This is a genomic window from Acholeplasma laidlawii (assembly GCF_015709225.1).
In the GTDB taxonomy this organism is placed as follows: Bacteria; Bacillota_I; Bacilli_A; order Acholeplasmatales; family Acholeplasmataceae; genus Acholeplasma; species Acholeplasma laidlawii_A.
Genome location: NZ_JADNRS010000029.1, coordinates 123,134 through 142,607, shown reverse-complemented (window position 1 = coordinate 142,607; position 19,474 = coordinate 123,134). Strand labels below are relative to the sequence as shown.

Here is a 19,474-nt window from a genome sequence, read left to right as displayed (position 1 = left end):
TTTACCTTCTTATAGTTTCACTAAGCTTGCAGCTGCCACAGATTGTCCAACACGACGTGCTTTTTCATCTGGAAGTGAGATATTAATCTTTTTACTTAAATGTTCGAAGTTTTCTTTTAATGTTTTTGTCGCTACATCGACGATGATTTGACCACCTAGACCAGATGTTACACGACCTAATAATAAGACTTCTTCAATATCATAAAATTCTTCATAATATGCTAAGGTATAACCTAAGTATGTACCAATTGTCTTATATATTTCTTGATAAGTTTCACTGTTCTCATCTAAATTTTGAACAACTTTTAGACGTTCAGCTAAAGGCATATCTTCTGGGAATGTAATACCTGAAGTTTCAGCCAAGCGAATGACTGCGTCTTGACTAAAGTACTTATTACCAGTACCCATGTCTAGACTCCATTCATCAATCGGACCATTTTTTTGGAAGTCTACTGGTACAAAGGCTAATTCATTTAACCAACCAGTAACGTTACCTTCTGCATTAATGTAACCAACTGCTTCACTTGTACCCATAGCAATACCTAATAGTTTGTTTTTACCTAAACTCATAGATCCTGCTAAGGCTGTCACATCACCATCGTTTGCTACTTCTAAAGGTACATTTAATTCTTTTGCGATATCTTTATAGATGTTTGTAATATGTTCTTCAAATAATTCATCAGGTACTTCTATAAATAAACTTGCTACTCTAGCTTCGTTGTGGATATAAACACCAGCACTTGATACCCCTAAGGCATCAACACTTGGAAGTTGTTCAACTGCTAATTGAATTACTTTACGAATGTTTTCTTTATGATAGTTTGGATCACTATTTAACTTTGGAAACCATACAACTTCCGTACTAAATACTGGAACACCATCAACGACCGCAGAAACTTTCATATCAGATCCACCAGCGTCAAATCCAATTCTATTACCTTTTAAGTGTTTTCCAATTGGACTGTCACCTTTTACAAGTTTAGGTACTTCGACTGCATGAACGACTTCAAATGGTTTTCCATAGATACGGCTCATAAACTTAGAATCAAATAATCTATCGCCTTCTAGATAAGTCTTTTTAATAGACTCATATACATCTTTATTACCAACGATAGTTACCTTGTAACCACCATATAACCAAAGTAGTGTTTTAACTAAACGGTCAGCAAAGAAGATATTTTTGTCTAATTTACTAGGATCTTTAAAGATGTTTGCTGTATAACTTTCATTAAAACCATCCATACGTTCAACCACTACAGTTAATGGTTCAAAGTTATTTGATTTTTTTACTTCTTCTTTAAATTCATTAAAGTAAATAATTGCTGGTTCGTATGTTGGGTCTAACTTTAATTTATTATTTAATGCCATAATTTCTTACCTGCTTTCTATTTTAATAACGATGCTGCGTCTTTATCTAGGAAGATAACTACATCATCATGTTTTTGTAAAATTGATGCCGGTAGACTTTCATCTACTTGCCCTTTAATCATTTTGTAAACAGCATCAGCTTTTTGAGCACCTGTTGCTATCATAACGATTTTAGATGCACGCATAATATCTTTAATACCCATTGTGATAGATTCTGTTGGAACTTCATCAATAGAGTCAAACATTCTTGAGTTATCTTGGATTGTAGATAAAGCAAGTTGTGTTTTATGCGTTGTAGAATCAAATGATGTACCTGGTTCATTAAAACCGATATGACCATTAGATCCTAAGCCTAATAATTGGATGTCTACTTGATGATCATCTAAAGCAGTTTGAAACTCTTTTATTGCTTCATTAGGCTCTAATACACCACTTGGAATATGTGTATTATCTAAATTAATGTCCACATGATTAAATAATTGATTTCTCATAAAACTAAAGTATGATTCTTTATGTGTTTTAGGTAAACCAATGTATTCATCTAAGTTAAATGTTGTAATATCTTTGAATGATACTAATTTATCTTGATATGCTTTGATTAGATTTTGGTATAAAGGAATCGGTGTTGTACCTGTTGCTAAACCTAAAACCATATTTGGTTTTTCGTTAATTGCCTTTATATAAAAATCAGCTACTGCTCTATATAATTCTTCTTTTGTCTCAAATACGTTTATTTTCAATTCGTTAACCTCTGATCAATCTATCGTACACATTACCTGGTTTTTCAATATCATAAGCTTGAACAGTTTTTCTGTAAAATTCTAATACATTATCACCAGCACCACCAATAATAGCATAGCCATAGCCATCATGATACATTGCTTCTAATGTGTGTAAGATTAATGCCTTTCCTATATTTTTTCCTCTTAAGGTTTGGTCTACACCAATTGGACCAAAATAACCTTTAGCTGTTGCATCATAAGCAGCAAAACCTACGATTTTGTTTTCATGTAATGCAACAAAACATGTTGGTTGACTTCTGTATACAGCTGCTTTAACCTCAGCAGCCCAACCCTTTGAAAAGTGAGCCTCTACAAATGCGATAACTTTATCACTGTTTGGTGATAGTACGCGTACGATTCTAACGTCTTTTGCAGGCATTTTGTCCGCAAAGTCTAAATTATATAAATGAACCAACATATCTTTCATAAATTTATCCTCCAAATGATATAGAATGTTTTAATGCTTCTCTAATATTACCATTGTATTTATTTAATACTTCGTTAATTTCTTCAATATCATCTAATTTTGAGATGATTGCGAATATTGCGTGTTTTACAGATTTAAATTTATCAATGTATACTTTTGCAATATCATGATCAACGCCTGTAACTTCAACTACAATACCGACTGCACGTGAAACTAATTTATCATTACTCATTTGAATATCAATCATTAAATTTTCATAGACTTTACCTAGTTTAACCATGGTTGCAGTGGATATCATATTTAAAATTAGTTTCTGAGCAGTACCTGATTTCATACGTGTAGAACCTGTTAACGGTTCAGCACCTGTTACTGCCTCAATTGGAAAATCTACTACTTGAGATAATGGTGCGTTATGAGATGTTGTAATGCCCGCTGCCTTAGCACCAATACTGCGTGCATATTTCATAGCTGCCATAACGTATGGCGTACGACCACTTGCAGTTAAACCAACAACGAAGTCCTTTTCATTAAAGTTGTATGCTTTAAGGTCATTAACACCAGCCACTTCATCATCTTCAGCGCCTTCTACAGCGATTCTTAAGGCTCTATCGCCACCTGCAATAATACCGATGACCAAGTTTTCAGAAACACCAAAGGTTGGAACACATTCAGAGGCATCTAAAACACCTAATCTGCCGGACGTTCCTGCACCAATGTAAAATAGTCTACCGCCTTCTGCAAGTCGTTTAGTAACTTCATCTACTGTTAAAGCAATCTTGTCAAGCACTTTTTCTACAGCTAAAGGTACATTTTTGTCCTCATTATTAAACATTTTTAGTATTTCTGTTGTTGAACTAACATCTAAATTTTTAGTTAATTTATTACGTTGTTCAGTTGTAATGGATTTAATATCAACCATTTTAAAATTCCTTTCCTTTGGATAACTTAGAGAGCATATAGCCGCCATAAACTGCTTCTTTAATATCCCTATTTAATATATACTTAATTTCTTTTTTATTTAAATAATTCAATACTTCATCTTTCAATTTCGGTGCTGACTCTAAGAATCCACCTCTAAGTGCAAGTAGGAAATTATTTTGAATACCTTGTGTCTTTGCAACTTGTTCAATACTTTTAGCAATAATCATTGCTTGTTTTTTGATCTTTTGATCAACATAAGTATGTGTATAGTTTGTAATAAATCTTGCTAGTCCAGCAATTTCTTGCTTTTTAACTTTATGTGCATAACCAATCAGTTCCTGATTCGTTGTTAGATTTAAATGTTTTAATAACCCAGTTTGTACTTTGTTTAATTTTCTATGATTATCTAATTTTTTAAGACAGTCCAGAAAAACATCCATTACAAATCCGTAAGCGGAGCCAGGGTCACCAAATAGGTGACCATATCCGCCGTATCTATTAAATTCATTATCTACTAAACTATATAAAATACTACCAGTTCCACCTACTACATAAATAAGTGGCAATAAAGGATCATACGCTGAATAAAGTCCTAAGTATGCATCGGGATAGATATACACATGCGTATGATATAAGTCTTCTAATGTCTTGATTAAGTTATCTAGATTCGGTATCATACTAAACCCTGAAAGACCAATTTGTATGCTTGTTACGTCCTTTGATATCAGTTCATCAATGACGCCTTTAAGTGATTGATATGCATCATCAATACTTACAGCAAAGTTACTTGAGCCTTTAGTTGTACGTTTAAGTTCTTCACCAGATGTGTTATACAACACACCCAGGGTTTTAGTGCCTCCACCGTCAATGCTAATGATTTTATTCATAACGTATCGGTGAAACTCCTTGTGGTATTAATTGACCTTTTAAGTATTTAACAACTGCTTCAATTGAGTTTGGTGTGTACTCATAAAAGGCAACATAGTTTTTAATATTTTTTGTGTAATATAAATCATATGGATTTCTAAGTGCTAAGACATGTAAATCCTTATTTAATGCGCTTAAAGCATCAATTAACTGAATTTGTGTTTGATACACATTACCGTTATATGATGTATAAACGATTTGATCAAATCCGCTTGCTTTTAAAACAATGTCTGCAATTTCAACTTCAGTTGGTCTAACTTTAGTTTCAATGACTTCAAAGTTTGAAAATACTTCTCTAATACGACGTCCTAATTTAGAGTTATGTGAATCTTCATCAGCAATTGATGTTGCTTGAGGATTTGTAGAAATGACTAAAGTTTTACCATATTGTTTGAAAGTTTCACCTTTAATTAAGGTAACTGCCTCTTCTACAACTTGTCTAGCAAAAGCTTTAGATGCTTTAGATTCTACATTTTCTTTAACATCTTCATAAGTACGTGTTAAGTCTACATTCAATTTTTCTTTGTATTTTAAGATACGTTCTACACGCTCATTTAATGTATCCATAACTAACTCACCTGTTTCTAATGCTTTATTAAAGCGATCAGATGCACCAATTTGGTATGGTAGGTCGTGACAAATACATACTAAGTTTGCACCAGCATTTACTGTTTTTAATGTAGCTTCGATGGTGCCATAATTATCATGGATAGCTTTCATTTCAATACCATCTGTGATAATTAAACCTTCAAAGCCCATTTCTTCACGTAGTAACCCTGTTAATGCACGTTTAGATAATGTAACTGGTAATCCATCTTCAGTTAGGTGAGTAAAGTTAATGTGTGCTGACATAATTGCATGTAGTCCATCATTGATTGCCGCTTTAAATGGTTTGAATTCAAATTTTTCTAATTCATTTAATGCTTTTTCAACTTTTGGTAATGCTAAGTGTGAATCCACATGTGTATCGCCATGTCCTGGGAAGTGTTTAGCAGTTGCAACTACGTGGTTTTGTAAACCTCTTATATTTGCATTACCAAATAAAGCTACTTTATCTGGATCATCTGAAAAGCTTCTTACACCAATGACTGGGTTTTTTGGATTGTTATTCACATCAAGAACAGGTGCTAAATCCATATTGATACCAAGATCGATTAATTCTTTACCCATTAAGTCACCTATTTTATAAGCGTACTCAACATTGTTTGTTGCTGCAATTGTCATCGCACCAGGGAAGAATGTACCATCTTCAAAAATTCGTGTGACCATACCACCTTCTTGGTCGATAGTAATGTATAAAGGAATACCAAATGTTTCCATCGCGATTTTTTGTAGATCTTGGTTTAATTTAAATAGTTGTGCTGCAGACTCAATATTTCTAGAAAATAATAGGATATTCCCTACTTTGTATTCTCTAATTAAATTTTCAATTTCTGGTCCAACAGTTGTACCATGGAAGCCTGCAACGATTAATTGTCCAATTTTTTCTTGGGTTGTTAATTTATTAATGTCAAATTTTTTCATATAATTTGAACCTCCTAATTGATTGCTCAAAAGTTTTTTCATCCTGATTAAACCCATCAAAAATGAGGTCTAAATCAACACTTGTTTTTAACTTATTATCACCAGTTAATAAATCAATCATTTGCTTACCGCCTTCACTCCAAGGCACTCTAAATTCAAACTCTTTATAATCTTTACGAATGATATCTAGTAGTTTATAACCAAATTTAACAGGTTCAAATTTGTTTTTATCTCTTAAAAATATTTCAATACCAGAACAATTTACACCTTCATGTTTACTCATATTTGGAATAAAATGAACAGGTCTAACTAAGATACCTGGTGTATTTAATTTGGCTACCTTAGAAGCCAAATCATCTGCATCGATAAATGGTGCACCAATCATACTAAATGGCCTTGTAGTGCCACGACCTTCACTCACATTTGTGCCTTCAAATACGCATGTTGCTAAATAAATATGGGCACTATCAAGTGTTGGAATATTTGGACTTGGTGCTAACCAAGGTATATCATATTCTGTATAATCTTTATCATATGAATAGCCTTGCATAGGTACTACTGTTAAATCACAGCCAATACCTTGCTCGGTATTAAAGTATAAAGCTAATTCTCCAATAGTCATACCGTATCTTTGTAGTATCGGATAATATCCGACAAAAGAGCGGTAAGTTAGATCTAGTATATTACCTTCTAACTTGTGACCTACTGGGTTAGGTCTGTCAAATACTACAAATGGAATATTGTTTTCCTTTGCAGCTTGCATCGCATGACTCATCGTGTAGATGTATGTATAAAATCTAGCACCTACATCTTGCATATCAAAGACTAATACATCAACATCTTTTAACATTTCTTGATTCGGTCTTCTATTTTGTCCATAAAGTGAGTGTACTTCAATATTTAATTTTTTATCAAAATAACTTTCAACTTTAACACCAGCTTCTGCATCCCCACGAATACCGTGTTCAGGACCAAAGAGTGTCGTTAAATTCACCTTACGATTTAATATATCCGCAGTTAACTCTAGTTTAGAGTTAACCCCTGTTGGATTTGTAATTAAACCCACACGTTTATTTTCAAATAAATGTAGAAATTCATCAATACGATCTATACCTAATTTAAACATTTTCTCCATCCAATCCTTCGACATATGTTACAACTTTGCTAAAGATAAGTGCATATAGTAATACCATGGTAGACATCCCAACAAATACTAAGATTAATGTAAGTAATGGATGTACGAGTAATACAATTGGGATAAATAGTGTAACAATTGCTAAACCTGTTCTTACAATAAATTTACCACTTAGGAAGAATGAAAATTTAATCATTAACCATACATTAGTGTTTGGATATGTAATCATTAATGGGAAAGTATACATGGTAACAAAGATGACACTTAACACCATAACAACCATCACATATTGTCCAACTAAGTTGAATGGTGAAGGATTAGCTTCTAAGAAGTCATTGTAGATTGTGATATTAATCACTCCAACAAATATAGCTGCTGCTAAGATTAAACCTATTTTTAATTTTTGTGCAATATTTTCTGTGAAGAACTTGAAGTATGATTTAAATATTGGCACTTCTTCTTTATTTAAGAATTTATGAAACATCTTATATCCAGCAAGTAATGCTGGATATAAGGTAATAATAGGTAAACTAGTAACAATAATTAAGATATTGATCACGACCAAACGAATAACCCAATCTGCAAATATATTTAATTTTTGATAGAGTGTTTTATCATATTGTTTTTTATCTTTTTTCATTAGCCGACAATACCTGTTCTTTCTATCGATTCAACGAATTGTTTTTGTACAAATAAGTACATAACTAATAATGGTAACATCATGAGTAAGGCTGCAACGTTTGAAATGGTTGCTAAGAACATTGGGTTAGACCAAACGTCTTGACCAATTAAACTTAATCCGCCTGTATAGAATAAGGCTGCATAAACGTTTTCAGCAGCGTTTACTAAACGCATTGTTAGAATAGGGAAAGCTTCTGTTGAGATATTGAAGATACTTGCATAATAAGTATCATTCCATTGCCATACGAACGCGAATAATCCAACTGTAATCATTGCACCGCGTGCGTTTGGTAACATAACGTTCCAGAATATTCTAAATACTGATGCACCGTCTACTTGTGCTGCTTCTTCTAATTCTTTTGGTAAGCCTTTAAAGAAACTTCTAAAGATATAAATGAAGATACCACTACGGATCCCTTGACCTAAACCACTCATTAAATAAATGGAGTTTTCACTACCAACTAACCCTAATTCTCTAAAATATAGATATTGAGAAAGTGATAATGCTTGTGGCGGGATAACAATAGTTAAGATAACAAATATAAATAATATTTCGCTACCTTTAAATTTCAATCTTGAAAATGCATAACCTGCAAGTGCTGTAGATGCAACTTGTAACACCATTGAGATTGCACTTAATTTAAATGTATTTAATAAGGCGTCCCAATAATCTAATACAATCGCTGCAAGTCTGAAGTTTTGAACACTCCAGTTTTTTGGAACCCAGACAACAGAAGGGTCATTTGCATCCATAGGTGCTCTAAGACCTAGTAATACTTGTTGAATTACAGGATATAGAATAATGAAACATAAACCACCTAATAATAATGCTCTTAAAACAGATATAAGGATACTTTGGAATCTACGAACGCGTCTTATACTTTTACCTCGTTCTTTTGCTGCTTCAACTAGTGAAAGTTGACCCATGCCTAGATTCGCAGTAATTTTACTATTCATAATGAGATCCTCCTATCTTAAACATTTTAGCTAATATGAAGACAACTAGGAGCGTACCTAATATAAATAGTACATAAATCCATGCCATCGCTGAACTTACACCCCAGTTTTGTGTATTTAATTCATGTTGAATAATACCTGACACTGGTGATGTTAAGAATGTATCCACAAGCGCATAAACAATAACTGTTAAGATGTGAGGACTCACGTTTGGTAATGTAATTAACCAGAAAGTCTCATAACCTGTAGCACCTTCAATTTTCGCTGCTTCATATAAATGACCAGGAATGGATTGAATACTTGCTAAAAACAGTAAGATTGGTACACCACTTAAGGATAAAATATCGTAAATACGATCAATTAAACCTACCACTGAATTTACCATGAATTCTGGTAAGCCAGATTGAATTAGGAAAAATTGTAAGTCAAATATTTGACCAATACCTTGTTGTTCTAGGATTTCAGTCATAATTGATCCACCACCTAAAGCGGAAGCTACTGCAACTGAGTTTAGAATAACTGGTACGAAGAAGATTGCACGAACAATCGCACGACCTTTAAACTTCATGTTTAATAATACAGCCATAAATAAACTGAAAATTAATAAGACAGGAATGTTGAATGCCACATCAGACATTGTGTTGACCATTTCAACACTAAAGCTTGTTGATGTTGCAGTACTTACGTGCTCATTAAAAGCAAATAAATAGTTACCAAAACCTACATACTCAAAGAGAATGGAGCCTACTTGAGGCGTTAGCTTATAAAAACTATAGTTTAGTGATTGGAAAAATGGCACTATGAATAGTAATAATAAACCAATAAACCAAGGTAATAAGAAGACTACAGCCCAAAATAGTTTTTGACGGTTGTAAGTCATTTCAAACTTCTTTTTACCTTTTGGATTAACTTGGTTAGAATGTACTGTATCTTGCATTAGGCTGCTCCTCTCGTAATATGGTAATCCATTGCTGGAATTGTTACACCCTCTACTGTAATACTAAATAGGTTGTAGTTAATGATCATTTCTAAGTTGTTTGAATAACCTACTTTGTATACGTTATTAAAGTTTGCTAGTTTTTCGTGTGCAATTAAAGAACCGCTTGCAATATTAATTGAATTTAATTCCTCAACTTGAGCTTCAATTGTATCTAACCAGTTAATATAGTGTGTTGACATATATTGGTTATGGTCTGTGTTGAGTAGTTTTTGAGAACTGTCATAAGATAATGTATACTTAATATTTGATCCTGTTTCTAATGCTTTTAAGAATTGGAATCTAGGACTACGGTTACTTGATAAGTTCATTGAGTCTGCAGTATAATCCTTATACCCACTTAATACTAATTGAGTAAAAGGTACTGGGTAGTCAATTAAACCATATAAAGTAGTTTCTGTAGGTAGACTATCAAATCTTGTAGCATATGGAATAGCAAATCCTAATGGATTTGAGATCATCATATCTTCATTAATTGTTTCTAATAAGTTCTTTTGAATAATTAACGCGTCTTGTTTGTAAATTGTATTATGGAAGTCATGATTTGATACGATTTGTGAACCAATTAAACCTAAGCTTAAACCATTAGTGATTGCTTCTTTGCTAAATTTGTTATATAACGCTTCATAGTAAAGGGGATTTAATAAGAACTGGTCTAAGTTTTTACCAGTTGGTAGTTCTGAACTTGGTAAGAGTGATGGGTAATGATATCCATATAACAGTGATTGTGAACCACGAATTCTCTTTGTATTGTACATGGATTCATCGAAGATACCTCTGTATGCTTTAGTAGATACAAAGTTCACATTTTGGTATAGATCAATACCACGTTCTGTGAGTTCATCATTGAATTTAATAAACTCATCTTTACCACCTAATACTGAAGGAATCGTATTTCTATCATAAAACTGATTGACTAAACCACCATTTGCAGCACCAATATAGTTCACATTGATTTCACTAATACCACGTGTTTCTAATTCATCAATAATTTCAAGTGCTTGTTTGAATGTAGTTAGACTATCTAATGAAGTGTAAGGAATACCTAAGAAGAAATCTTTTTTATCAAATGCACCTAAAAATTCTGCAGTTAATTGAATGTTATTTGTATTATCAGTTTTAGTTAAACCGTAATTTTCAATTAAGTAATCACGATATACTTTAGCAATCCCTGCATAGTTATTTTCTAAACCTTTAATAAAATGGAATTGAACTTCAAAATCAGTTTTTACAATTTCTTTTGTAAGTAATGTAATACCATATTGGTTGAATCCTGATCCTAAGATAACTTGTTCAGCTTCTCTAATTTGGAATGAAGCATAAATACGGTTGTAGGAGTCTCTACGATCTGAGACGTCAGCATTCACATAAGCCATTGCATCACCTTCTGTGATGATTGCTGCAAATCCGTTTTCTTCTTTAACCATACCAAAGACTGGTAAACTAATTTTTTGTTGTTGTTCAGCCATCTTCATTGGCATTTGAGATAAGTCCATACCATAAAGACGTTTTCTATAAGCTGCTTGGTTTGTTTTACCATTATTAAATTCCATAATAGCGCCACTACCATCTGGGATGAATAAATAACCTTGTGAGTCCTCATCATTGACTGTCATATGTGCTGTACCAAATAATGGATATAATGAAATTTCAGATAGTCTACCATTTCTTTCAACGATAGAATCTCTAATGATCTTAGCATTAATACCGTGTGACTCTAAGGTAACTTCAACAGCAATCTCAAATTCAGTTTGTTCAGCTTCCTCTGTGATGCCATATTCAAAATTCATTTCTTGAATATCTTCAAGTGTGTAACCTAATGTTTCATAAAAAATTCTATAAAGTCTAGTTTTAACACCACGTGCTAATTCAGTAGAATATGATTGAATAAAGAATGCATCTAGTTCAGCATCAAATTGGCCGTAGGCAAATAATTCTAATTCTGCACGAATATCCGGATCTAATGATTCCATTAATTCTCTAGAAATATATCTAGGGAAATATAAGTTAGTGATATCAATATTACCAATAACATATAATACTTGGAAACCATTTTCTACATAACGAATTTGGTAAGTACGTTCACCAGCCTCATTTTTCACACCTTGTGGGTGAGAAATACTTAATGCATAGTTGTTAGAGGTTGTAACAGATCCAGCTTCATTATAATAGTTATATTCTAATGTAGCCTTTTGTCTGTTTTTAGCTGCAGGTGTTGTACCTAGTCTGTCATCTTCTACACTTGGGTTTGATTCCCAAACATAGCCTGATGCTTTATCAATTACTTTAAAGTATGAAGTTGTTTCATCTAAAAACAATTGGTAGTTTGCATTTTCAGAAACAAGTTTATTTGAATCTGAATCTTTAGTTGCTTGTACAAATCCTTCTTTATCAAAACTTTGAGTTGTTTGATGTGCATAAGTTGTTTTAGAAAGTGGTAAACCAATAGCAACAAATGCTATTAAAGCCAGTACTAAGAAACCAATAATTAATTTAATATAATGTTTTTTAATAAATATCATCTTCGTAACCCCAATTCTTCAATGATTGCAGAAATGAATGAGATGATTTGTTGAATAACGTCGAAGAATAATAATCCTAAGAACATCATCACCATCATAGATACAACAGTTGCAAGAAATGCCATAATTGTCTTTAATAGGCCATATTGATGGATATTTAAAATACCCATAAATAACATCCAACCAGTTAAAAAGTATGCAATACCTACTGCAAGTGTATAAAATGCCATTTCATCTAATGTTAAGAAGTTTGAAATAAGTAAGGCCGGATATCCAATAATGATAATAGGGAATAATGCATAACCTGTTACCATAAGAATTTCTTTAAATTTACCTTTACCTTCCATAAGCGTTGTTACTGACCAGTTTGCAGTTACAAATAAAATGATTAATAATCCTACTACAAAGATTTCTTGTAGATTGTTAATTAACATTGGATTACGTTCATTTATTAAGAAACTTTCATACTGATAAGTTAAGATACGTAATAATGCAAATAATGCAATAAATACGATAGCAACACTTAATTTACCCTTCTTTTCTGTTTTAAATTCATCAAACCCATCAAAGGGATGCATCATTAAATATTTAGGAAAGGATAGGTAATCAGTTAAAATATTTTTAATTTTATTCATTATTTTAGTCTACCCTTTCTTTTTTTAATTTGTTTTAATGCGATCAGCGATGCTGGAACTAGTAACACTACAAGCATGATATAACCAAAGTTTGATTTGATTAATTCATTACGATATGATTTATAAGCTCTTGAATAGTAATATTTGTCATAGCCATATTGGAAGTATTCCATAGCTTTTTCATAATCACCATTTCTTAAGTGATATTTACCGATACCGTTATATGCTACTTCATAGTTTGTATTTAACACTAAGACTTCTTCCCAAAGCTTAGCAGCTAATTCAAATTCTCCATTTTCATGGTGATGAATTGCCTGATTTACTTTAGATCCAAATTCTGTGTGTTCATAGACAATAACTGTTCTAAGTTCTTTATCTAAAACTAATAGGTTATCACCAAAGTACGCAAGTGCTACACCATTTGAGAACTTGTCTAATTGTTGACCAGCTTCACCATTAACATATAATAGGTTACCTTCTGAGTCATAAGTAAATAATCTTGAACGTTTAGCATCTAATACTGTATAGATACCATCTTGGTATACTGCAATATCTACAAGTCTTGAAGGACCATCGATAACGTAGTTATTCATACCTTCAACAAATTGAATATCGCCCTTTGGTACATGATATCCATTACGGATAAGTACATCAACACCTTTAGGGTTAATTAATTGAATCATGTTGTCTGAGTTGTTTGTTGATGGTAAAGAGGTTGCATAAATGAAGTTTTCTGAGTTCATTGTAACGTTTGTATAACTTGTTGGTAAGAACTTAGGTAATTTATCAATTTGAGCATCACTCATCCAAAAGCGGTTAAAGATATCAATTGGTGATAAAGTGATTGGGTTGACCCCTGTGTATCTGTTAAATGATCCATCAGTATCCAGTTCTAAAATACCTTCGTAAATTTCTCTAGCTACAACATACATTCTACCTGTTGAGTCTGTAGTAATCTTTACCGGAATAAAGTCAACCGTTTCAAATGTCACATCATCAACTTCAGTAAATAAATTTACGACTTCAAAGTTGTGATTTAATTTAACAATACGATTGTTTCCAGTATCTGCAATATAGATACCAGTATGCTGAACATCAAGTCCCATTGGAGCATTTAATGTTTGAGCTTCTAATACGCTAAGTACTTCTTGTTTTTCAACTAAAGCTGCATTTTGATATTCGACTACAACATCGTCTTCACCACGTTCTAGTACTTTTTCAATTCTAGCTGCTTCATCTGCAGCAATTGCTAGATCAACAATTTTTTTGAATTCTGTGTTAGCTTCTGTAATTGTCCCAACAATAATTGATGGATTAATACTTGATGTAACTTTTGTGGTAAGTGTTGCATGTAGAGCATCCATATCTGCTATAAATAAATTTTTAGCTTCAGCTTCTAAGAATATTAGAGATGCCATACTTTCATTTGTGTTTGCTTTTGCAATGTTAAGTTGAGCTACTACATCAGATCTAAGCGTTGTATGTGCCTCTAATAAACCTTCTGTTGTGTCAAATAAGACATCTCTATATTCTGCACTTATTTCAAATGATTTTAATGATTGGTTTAATTCAAAATTATCATTTACAAGGATTAAGGCATTAGAACCGCTAGAGATTATAAATATTTCATCTTCATATACCACAAGATCTTCTGGGGTAACCATATCAATTTCAAGTGTTTTTTCGCTAAATGTTTGTGCATAGCTTAAGCCTGGTGCTGAATGGATTACATCACCATAATACGAGAAGTTATATCTTATAATTGAAAAGTTTAATGGCAATGTAAATAAAAGAGATATGAGTGTAAATAATTTCATATAATCCTCCTATTTCAGCCCAGATGTACTAAATGTTTCCACAATCTTAGATTGTGAGAATATAAAGAACACAACTGGAACAATCATCATAATAAACCCTACTGCTGCAACTGTACCTGCACGTTCAATAGATCCTTGTGCAATTTGACGTAATGCAAATGATAGAGGTTTCAATTCTTCACTGAAGATAAATGCACCACCATCAGTAGTCCATAGTCTTTGGAAGAGTAAAATAATTAATGTTAACCAAGCTGGTTTTACCAGTGGCATAACAATTTGGAAAAAGATACGATATTCACTTGCACCATCGATTTTAGCTGATTCAATTAATTCCATTGGAACTTGTTCCATAAATTGCTTCATTAAGTATAAACCTAATGATGAAGCGATTGCAGGGAAAATAATAGCCCATGGTGTATCAATTAAACCAACCCAAGATACGATAATATAGTTTGGTGTAGCAGTCACTTGAGGTGCGAACATCAGTGAGTATACTACCAACATGAATATGAATTTTGATCCCGGGAATTTGTATTTAGCCAGTGGGTAAGCACACATACTTGCGATAAGTACGTGTCCTGCTGTACCGACTAATGTTACAAATATTGTATTAAAGAAATATCTTGAGAATGGAATCCAAGAGTTTCCAATTAACTCTGATAAATCTCTAAAGTTATTAAATGTTAAGTTTCTTGGTAATAATGTTGGTGGGAAAACGAATAACTCATCTAATGGTTTGAATGCATTGGATGCAGTCATAATTAATGGATAAGCTGAGAAAACACCAAACAATGCAAGTAAGATAAATAATGCAATGTCTCCACCTAAAGAACGGTTGAGTCTTTTTTTCTTCTTGATTTTTCTCTTCATCATGAAATCTTTTACGATTTGCATAATTATTCACCCAACTTTCTTAAGAATTTTTGGACAATTAAGTTAGCACTAATCATGATAATAAATAGGATAGTCGCAATAGCTGAGGCATAACCTAAGTCAAAGCGAATGGACCCGTAGTCAATTAAGTGCGTAACAATTGTATGTCCTTCATACTGTACAGATGGGAACCCAACAAGTTGCATGGATACTTCAGCAATCGCAAGGGATGTGGTAATTTGCATTACGGCACCAAATAGTAATTGTGGTTTCATACTTGGAATCGTAATGAACCATAATTCTTGCCATCTGTTTTTAATTCCATCAATACTACCTGCTTCATAAAGTGTTTTGTCAACACTTTGTAACCCAGCAATGAAGGCAAGGAAGGATACACCTAAACTTAACCATAATTGAACTAGGATAATAACAAATAGCATATAATCTGGATCTCTTAACCATAGTATTGGATTATTGATAATACCAAATTGCATCAAGAGTGCATTGGCATAACCATGAACATCACCAGAAAAGATAAGTAACCAAATTAAGAATGCATTACCACTAATTGATGGTGCATAGAAGACCAATGTCATAAATGCACGTAATTTCGGTTTAAGCTCGTTAATTAACCAAGCAAATACGAATGCTAATAAATAGGATACTGGACCGGTAACAACCGCCAATACTAATGTATTTCTAATAGCGATGATGAATATTTCATCATCTAATAATAATTTAATGTAGTTATCAAAGCCCACAAAACGTGGTGCTTCTAACATGTTGAACTGTGTAAAACTAATACCAAGTGACATAACAACCGGAATGATTGTGAAAGTGAAGAATAGAATGATAAAAGGTGCCATTAAAACATATAAATGTTTGGCTTCTTTCATCTCTTTCCACATTTGTTTGGATCTAGTTTTAAAATCTCGTTTAATTGTTGCTTGCATATAGACCCTCTTTCTTAATCTAATCCGAATTCGCGGCGTTTCTTCGCTAATTCTTCATTAATCATTTGTACGTAATCATAAATTGTTTCACGTGGGTTCGCTGCTTCATTTAATACAAGTCTAAATGCATTGTCTAAATGACGACCAGTCATATATCCACCTGGAACCTCAGGAATACCACGTACCCATGCCCATTGTTCTTTTAGTTTTGCTAATTCATCGATTGTCCATGGTAATTGTTCCATAGCTTCAACGTTTGCAGTTGGATATCTAGCTGCTGCCCCTAAAATACCTTCTAGTTCACGACCAAAACGCATTTGAGTTTCAGTAGATGTCCACCATTTTAGGAATTCCCATGACTCTTCTTTTTTATTGGATTGATTTAAGATGATACCACCCGTACCTGTTGCTACAGTTTCACGTCTAATTTGAGTTTGACCAAGTTCATCAAGATACTCTGTACCAGGTACAGCAACAAAGTTCCATTTACCACGGATCTCAGGCGCAAAAACACTTAATACGTTATATGTATTGTAGTAAGAAATACCGATTGGCATTTGACCACTTCTAAAACGGTTATTGAAGTTCGCCTCTACAGGGAATGAATAGTTTGTATAGAATGATGACCATTGTTCAAAAACCTTAGGTCCATTTCCTTCATTAAAGCCCGCTTGTCTATCACCATCAATGTAGAACTCACCATCATTTTGGTAGAACATAGTTGAGAAAATCGGGTTTGGTGGCAAGATGATTGCAGCACCTTGAGTTAATGGAACTGGTAAATAGAATTCGAGGTTATGTTTTTGTAAAGAAGGAATCATCTCTACAACTTCTCTCCAAGTATTTGGAGGTGTTAAACCTAGTTCTTCAAAAATATCTGTTCTATAGAACATCATTAAGAATATTTGTTGTTCTGGTAATGCATAATAGCTACCATCAAATTCATATGGAACTAATGCACTTGGCATAAATCTTTGAGCGATTTCATCGAAATCTTCAAATTGAGTTAAATCATAAACTGCATTACGCATAGCGTAGTTAACAGGTGTTGAGTCTGCTTGACCAATAGCCACATCAGGCCCTCTACCGGATAATGTAGCAGGTAATAATGATGCACCTGAAACTAATTTTAAATCCACCTGAATTTGATTTTGTGGTGCAAAAGTTTCATCTATTAATTTTCTTAAAATGTTTGCTTGGTCTTGACCAATTGATAACCAAACTTCAATAGTTTCGTTTACTTCACCAGTATCTCTACGACCTACAGCCGCAAAGTCTGTTGTAAATGTAGCTAAGAATGATCTAAATCCAAACCAAGTATTTTCAAAGAAACTTGGTGTAGATTGTGGCATTTTAGCACCTGGTTCATGTAGTGTAAAGTAATCAATTTCTAGCGGTTGACTGGATAATAAAATAACCAATGTACCTAATGAAGAAATGTTTGAAACGTAAGTTGATAAACTATTTTGAATACCACGAGGGCGTTTAATAAAATCTTGTAATTGAAGAATAACAGTATCTAAGATACCTGTTTTTTCACTACGATTACCGGATACATTGATTAATGTTTCTCTAATATATTTGGCGTGTTCTAATTCACTTGTAAATCTAGAAACTAAATTAGGTATACGGTTTGCTAATTCATAATCTCTAAATGGGTCAGGACTTGGTCCTGTGTAAATTAATATTTCACGATAGATTTTATTTAAATTATCAATAACGTCTTGTAAGTCTGAAATTAGTTGACCATAAATACCTAATGAAACTTCCATTGTCAACTCATGAGTTCCTTCTTCTAAATAAAATAAGAATGATTCTTCATCTGTTCCTAATGTTTGGATTCTCCAGTCATTAGAGAATTTGAATGCAAAACCTTCCATTTCAGCGAACGGAATTTCACCATCAATATAAATATCTCTAAAGACAACCATACCATTAGCTAGTCTTTGTTTTAAACGCATAGAAATTTCGTAAAGACCTGTCTTAGGTACTTCAAATTTCCATGTGATTTGATCTCCTGCTTTATCCCAGTTTGTACCACCAATGGTGTTTAATTTGATTAAAGTAGGATCGGATGGCATTGTTCTTGATGATGTACGATCATTTAAAGGATATAGTGTTGGGGATGTCGTACGAACAGCATCTTCTGCTTGAACAAATTGAAGTTCTTCTTTAGCAACTTCATAGTTATTAGCTTCATAATGAGCTTTAACTTCTTCGTAAGTTGGTAAAGATTTTACTGATTCTATTACAATAGATTCAATTAAAAGTGGTTCTCTTAAACTTTCAAACTTAATAACATTTGTACCAGAATTTAAATAAAAATTAAATGGTTCTGTTATATAACCAAGTGGGTCACCAATTAATTTTGATGTCCAAATTGGTTTTTCAACTTGACTTGGTCTAATATCATTACCCGCGTAATCTTGATAAACAACATCAGCATTGCCATAGTAACGTTGGAATAATACGTTATCTGCAGCATCAAATGGAACTATTCCATTAATAAAAACGCGTCTTTCAATCGCTGAACTTTTCCCTTCATATGCGTAGTAATTAACTCTAATAGTATAAAACCCTGCTTCTTCAATCTCTACAGGTAAACTAATAGATCCAACCTCATCAGTTAATACTGATTCCGCAACACCATTAAAGTTATTGATGATTTCATAATTACCTTCAATATGCGTAAAATCCTTTGCTGAAACAAGGATAGTTTTATCTTTTGGATAAGTTGCTGGATTTGATGCAATGTAATTTTTGTAGTTTTTAACATATGAATCATTATCTGAATCTCTAGTAGATTCAACATCTAAGCTGACGTTATATTTTAAATGATCCGTGTCAAAAGCTATCTTTAGTGTATCCGTAACTAAGAACGTTATAAACGCAATTAATAACACTAACAATATAATATGTATTTTTTTCAAATGCCTCACCTCAATGAAAATGGTA

General features: G+C 32.9%; 16 protein-coding genes. All 16 read right to left on the bottom strand.

Annotation, left to right across the window (positions count from 1 at the left end; translation table 11 throughout):
• Nucleotides 1–9 precede the first annotated feature (9 nt).
• Genes IY230_RS02805 through IY230_RS02730 form a run of 16 tightly spaced genes read right to left on the bottom strand, consistent with a single transcriptional unit; the run spans nt 10 to nt 19,458 of the window.
• Nucleotides 10–1,368, bottom strand: a complete 1,359-nt coding sequence (locus IY230_RS02805; protein ID WP_196369820.1) for an ROK family protein — start codon at nt 1,366–1,368, stop codon at nt 10–12.
• A 17-nt stretch (nt 1,369–1,385) separates the two neighbouring features.
• On the bottom strand, nt 1,386–2,108 hold the full coding sequence (gene nagB, locus IY230_RS02800; RefSeq protein WP_196369819.1) for a glucosamine-6-phosphate deaminase: 723 nt from the start codon (nt 2,106–2,108) through the stop codon (nt 1,386–1,388).
• A 4-nt stretch (nt 2,109–2,112) separates the two neighbouring features.
• The gene (locus IY230_RS02795; RefSeq protein WP_196369818.1) at nt 2,113–2,577 is read right to left on the bottom strand and encodes a GNAT family N-acetyltransferase; all 465 of its coding nucleotides are present in this window, start codon (nt 2,575–2,577) and stop codon (nt 2,113–2,115) included.
• 4 nt (nt 2,578–2,581) lie between these two features.
• The gene (gene murQ / locus IY230_RS02790; protein WP_196369817.1) at nt 2,582–3,496 is read right to left on the bottom strand and encodes an N-acetylmuramic acid 6-phosphate etherase; all 915 of its coding nucleotides are present in this window, start codon (nt 3,494–3,496) and stop codon (nt 2,582–2,584) included.
• Between the two features lies 1 nt (nt 3,497).
• Complete coding sequence (locus IY230_RS02785; protein WP_196369816.1) at nt 3,498–4,385, bottom strand: BadF/BadG/BcrA/BcrD ATPase family protein; 888 nt, start codon at nt 4,383–4,385, stop codon at nt 3,498–3,500.
• Nucleotides 4,378–5,949, bottom strand: a complete 1,572-nt coding sequence (nagZ, locus tag IY230_RS02780) for a beta-N-acetylhexosaminidase (protein WP_196369815.1) — start codon at nt 5,947–5,949, stop codon at nt 4,378–4,380. Before nagZ ends, IY230_RS02785 begins: the two co-directional genes overlap by 8 nt.
• Nucleotides 5,936–7,075, bottom strand: a complete 1,140-nt coding sequence (locus IY230_RS02775; protein WP_196369814.1) for an exo-beta-N-acetylmuramidase NamZ family protein — start codon at nt 7,073–7,075, stop codon at nt 5,936–5,938. The genes nagZ and IY230_RS02775 overlap by 14 nt, the downstream gene beginning before the upstream one ends.
• Complete coding sequence (locus tag IY230_RS02770) at nt 7,068–7,724, bottom strand: DUF624 domain-containing protein (RefSeq protein ID WP_196369813.1); 657 nt, start codon at nt 7,722–7,724, stop codon at nt 7,068–7,070. Before IY230_RS02770 ends, IY230_RS02775 begins: the two co-directional genes overlap by 8 nt.
• Nucleotides 7,724–8,722 carry a carbohydrate ABC transporter permease gene (locus IY230_RS02765; protein ID WP_196369812.1) on the bottom strand — a complete coding sequence of 333 codons (999 nt, stop codon included), beginning with the start codon at nt 8,720–8,722 and terminating at the stop codon, nt 7,724–7,726. Before IY230_RS02765 ends, IY230_RS02770 begins: the two co-directional genes overlap by 1 nt.
• Nucleotides 8,715–9,659 carry a carbohydrate ABC transporter permease gene (locus IY230_RS02760; RefSeq protein ID WP_196369811.1) on the bottom strand — a complete coding sequence of 315 codons (945 nt, stop codon included), beginning with the start codon at nt 9,657–9,659 and terminating at the stop codon, nt 8,715–8,717. Before IY230_RS02760 ends, IY230_RS02765 begins: the two co-directional genes overlap by 8 nt.
• Nucleotides 9,659–12,241 carry a DUF5696 domain-containing protein gene (locus IY230_RS02755; protein ID WP_196369810.1) on the bottom strand — a complete coding sequence of 861 codons (2,583 nt, stop codon included), beginning with the start codon at nt 12,239–12,241 and terminating at the stop codon, nt 9,659–9,661. Before IY230_RS02755 ends, IY230_RS02760 begins: the two co-directional genes overlap by 1 nt.
• Entirely contained in the window at nt 12,238–12,876 is a 639-nt protein-coding gene (locus IY230_RS02750) for a YIP1 family protein (protein ID WP_196369809.1), read from the bottom strand. Before IY230_RS02750 ends, IY230_RS02755 begins: the two co-directional genes overlap by 4 nt.
• A complete protein-coding gene (locus IY230_RS02745; protein WP_196369808.1) occupies nt 12,876–14,693 on the bottom strand; it encodes a hypothetical protein in 1,818 nt (605 codons plus the stop codon). Before IY230_RS02745 ends, IY230_RS02750 begins: the two co-directional genes overlap by 1 nt.
• A 9-nt stretch (nt 14,694–14,702) precedes the next feature.
• Nucleotides 14,703–15,587, bottom strand: a complete 885-nt coding sequence (locus tag IY230_RS02740) for a carbohydrate ABC transporter permease (RefSeq protein ID WP_230852583.1) — start codon at nt 15,585–15,587, stop codon at nt 14,703–14,705.
• Between the two features lie 2 nt (nt 15,588–15,589).
• Nucleotides 15,590–16,519, bottom strand: a complete 930-nt coding sequence (locus IY230_RS02735; protein WP_196369807.1) for a carbohydrate ABC transporter permease — start codon at nt 16,517–16,519, stop codon at nt 15,590–15,592.
• 14 nt (nt 16,520–16,533) lie between these two features.
• A complete protein-coding gene (locus IY230_RS02730; protein WP_196369806.1) occupies nt 16,534–19,458 on the bottom strand; it encodes an extracellular solute-binding protein in 2,925 nt (974 codons plus the stop codon).
• Nucleotides 19,459–19,474 lie beyond the last annotated feature (16 nt).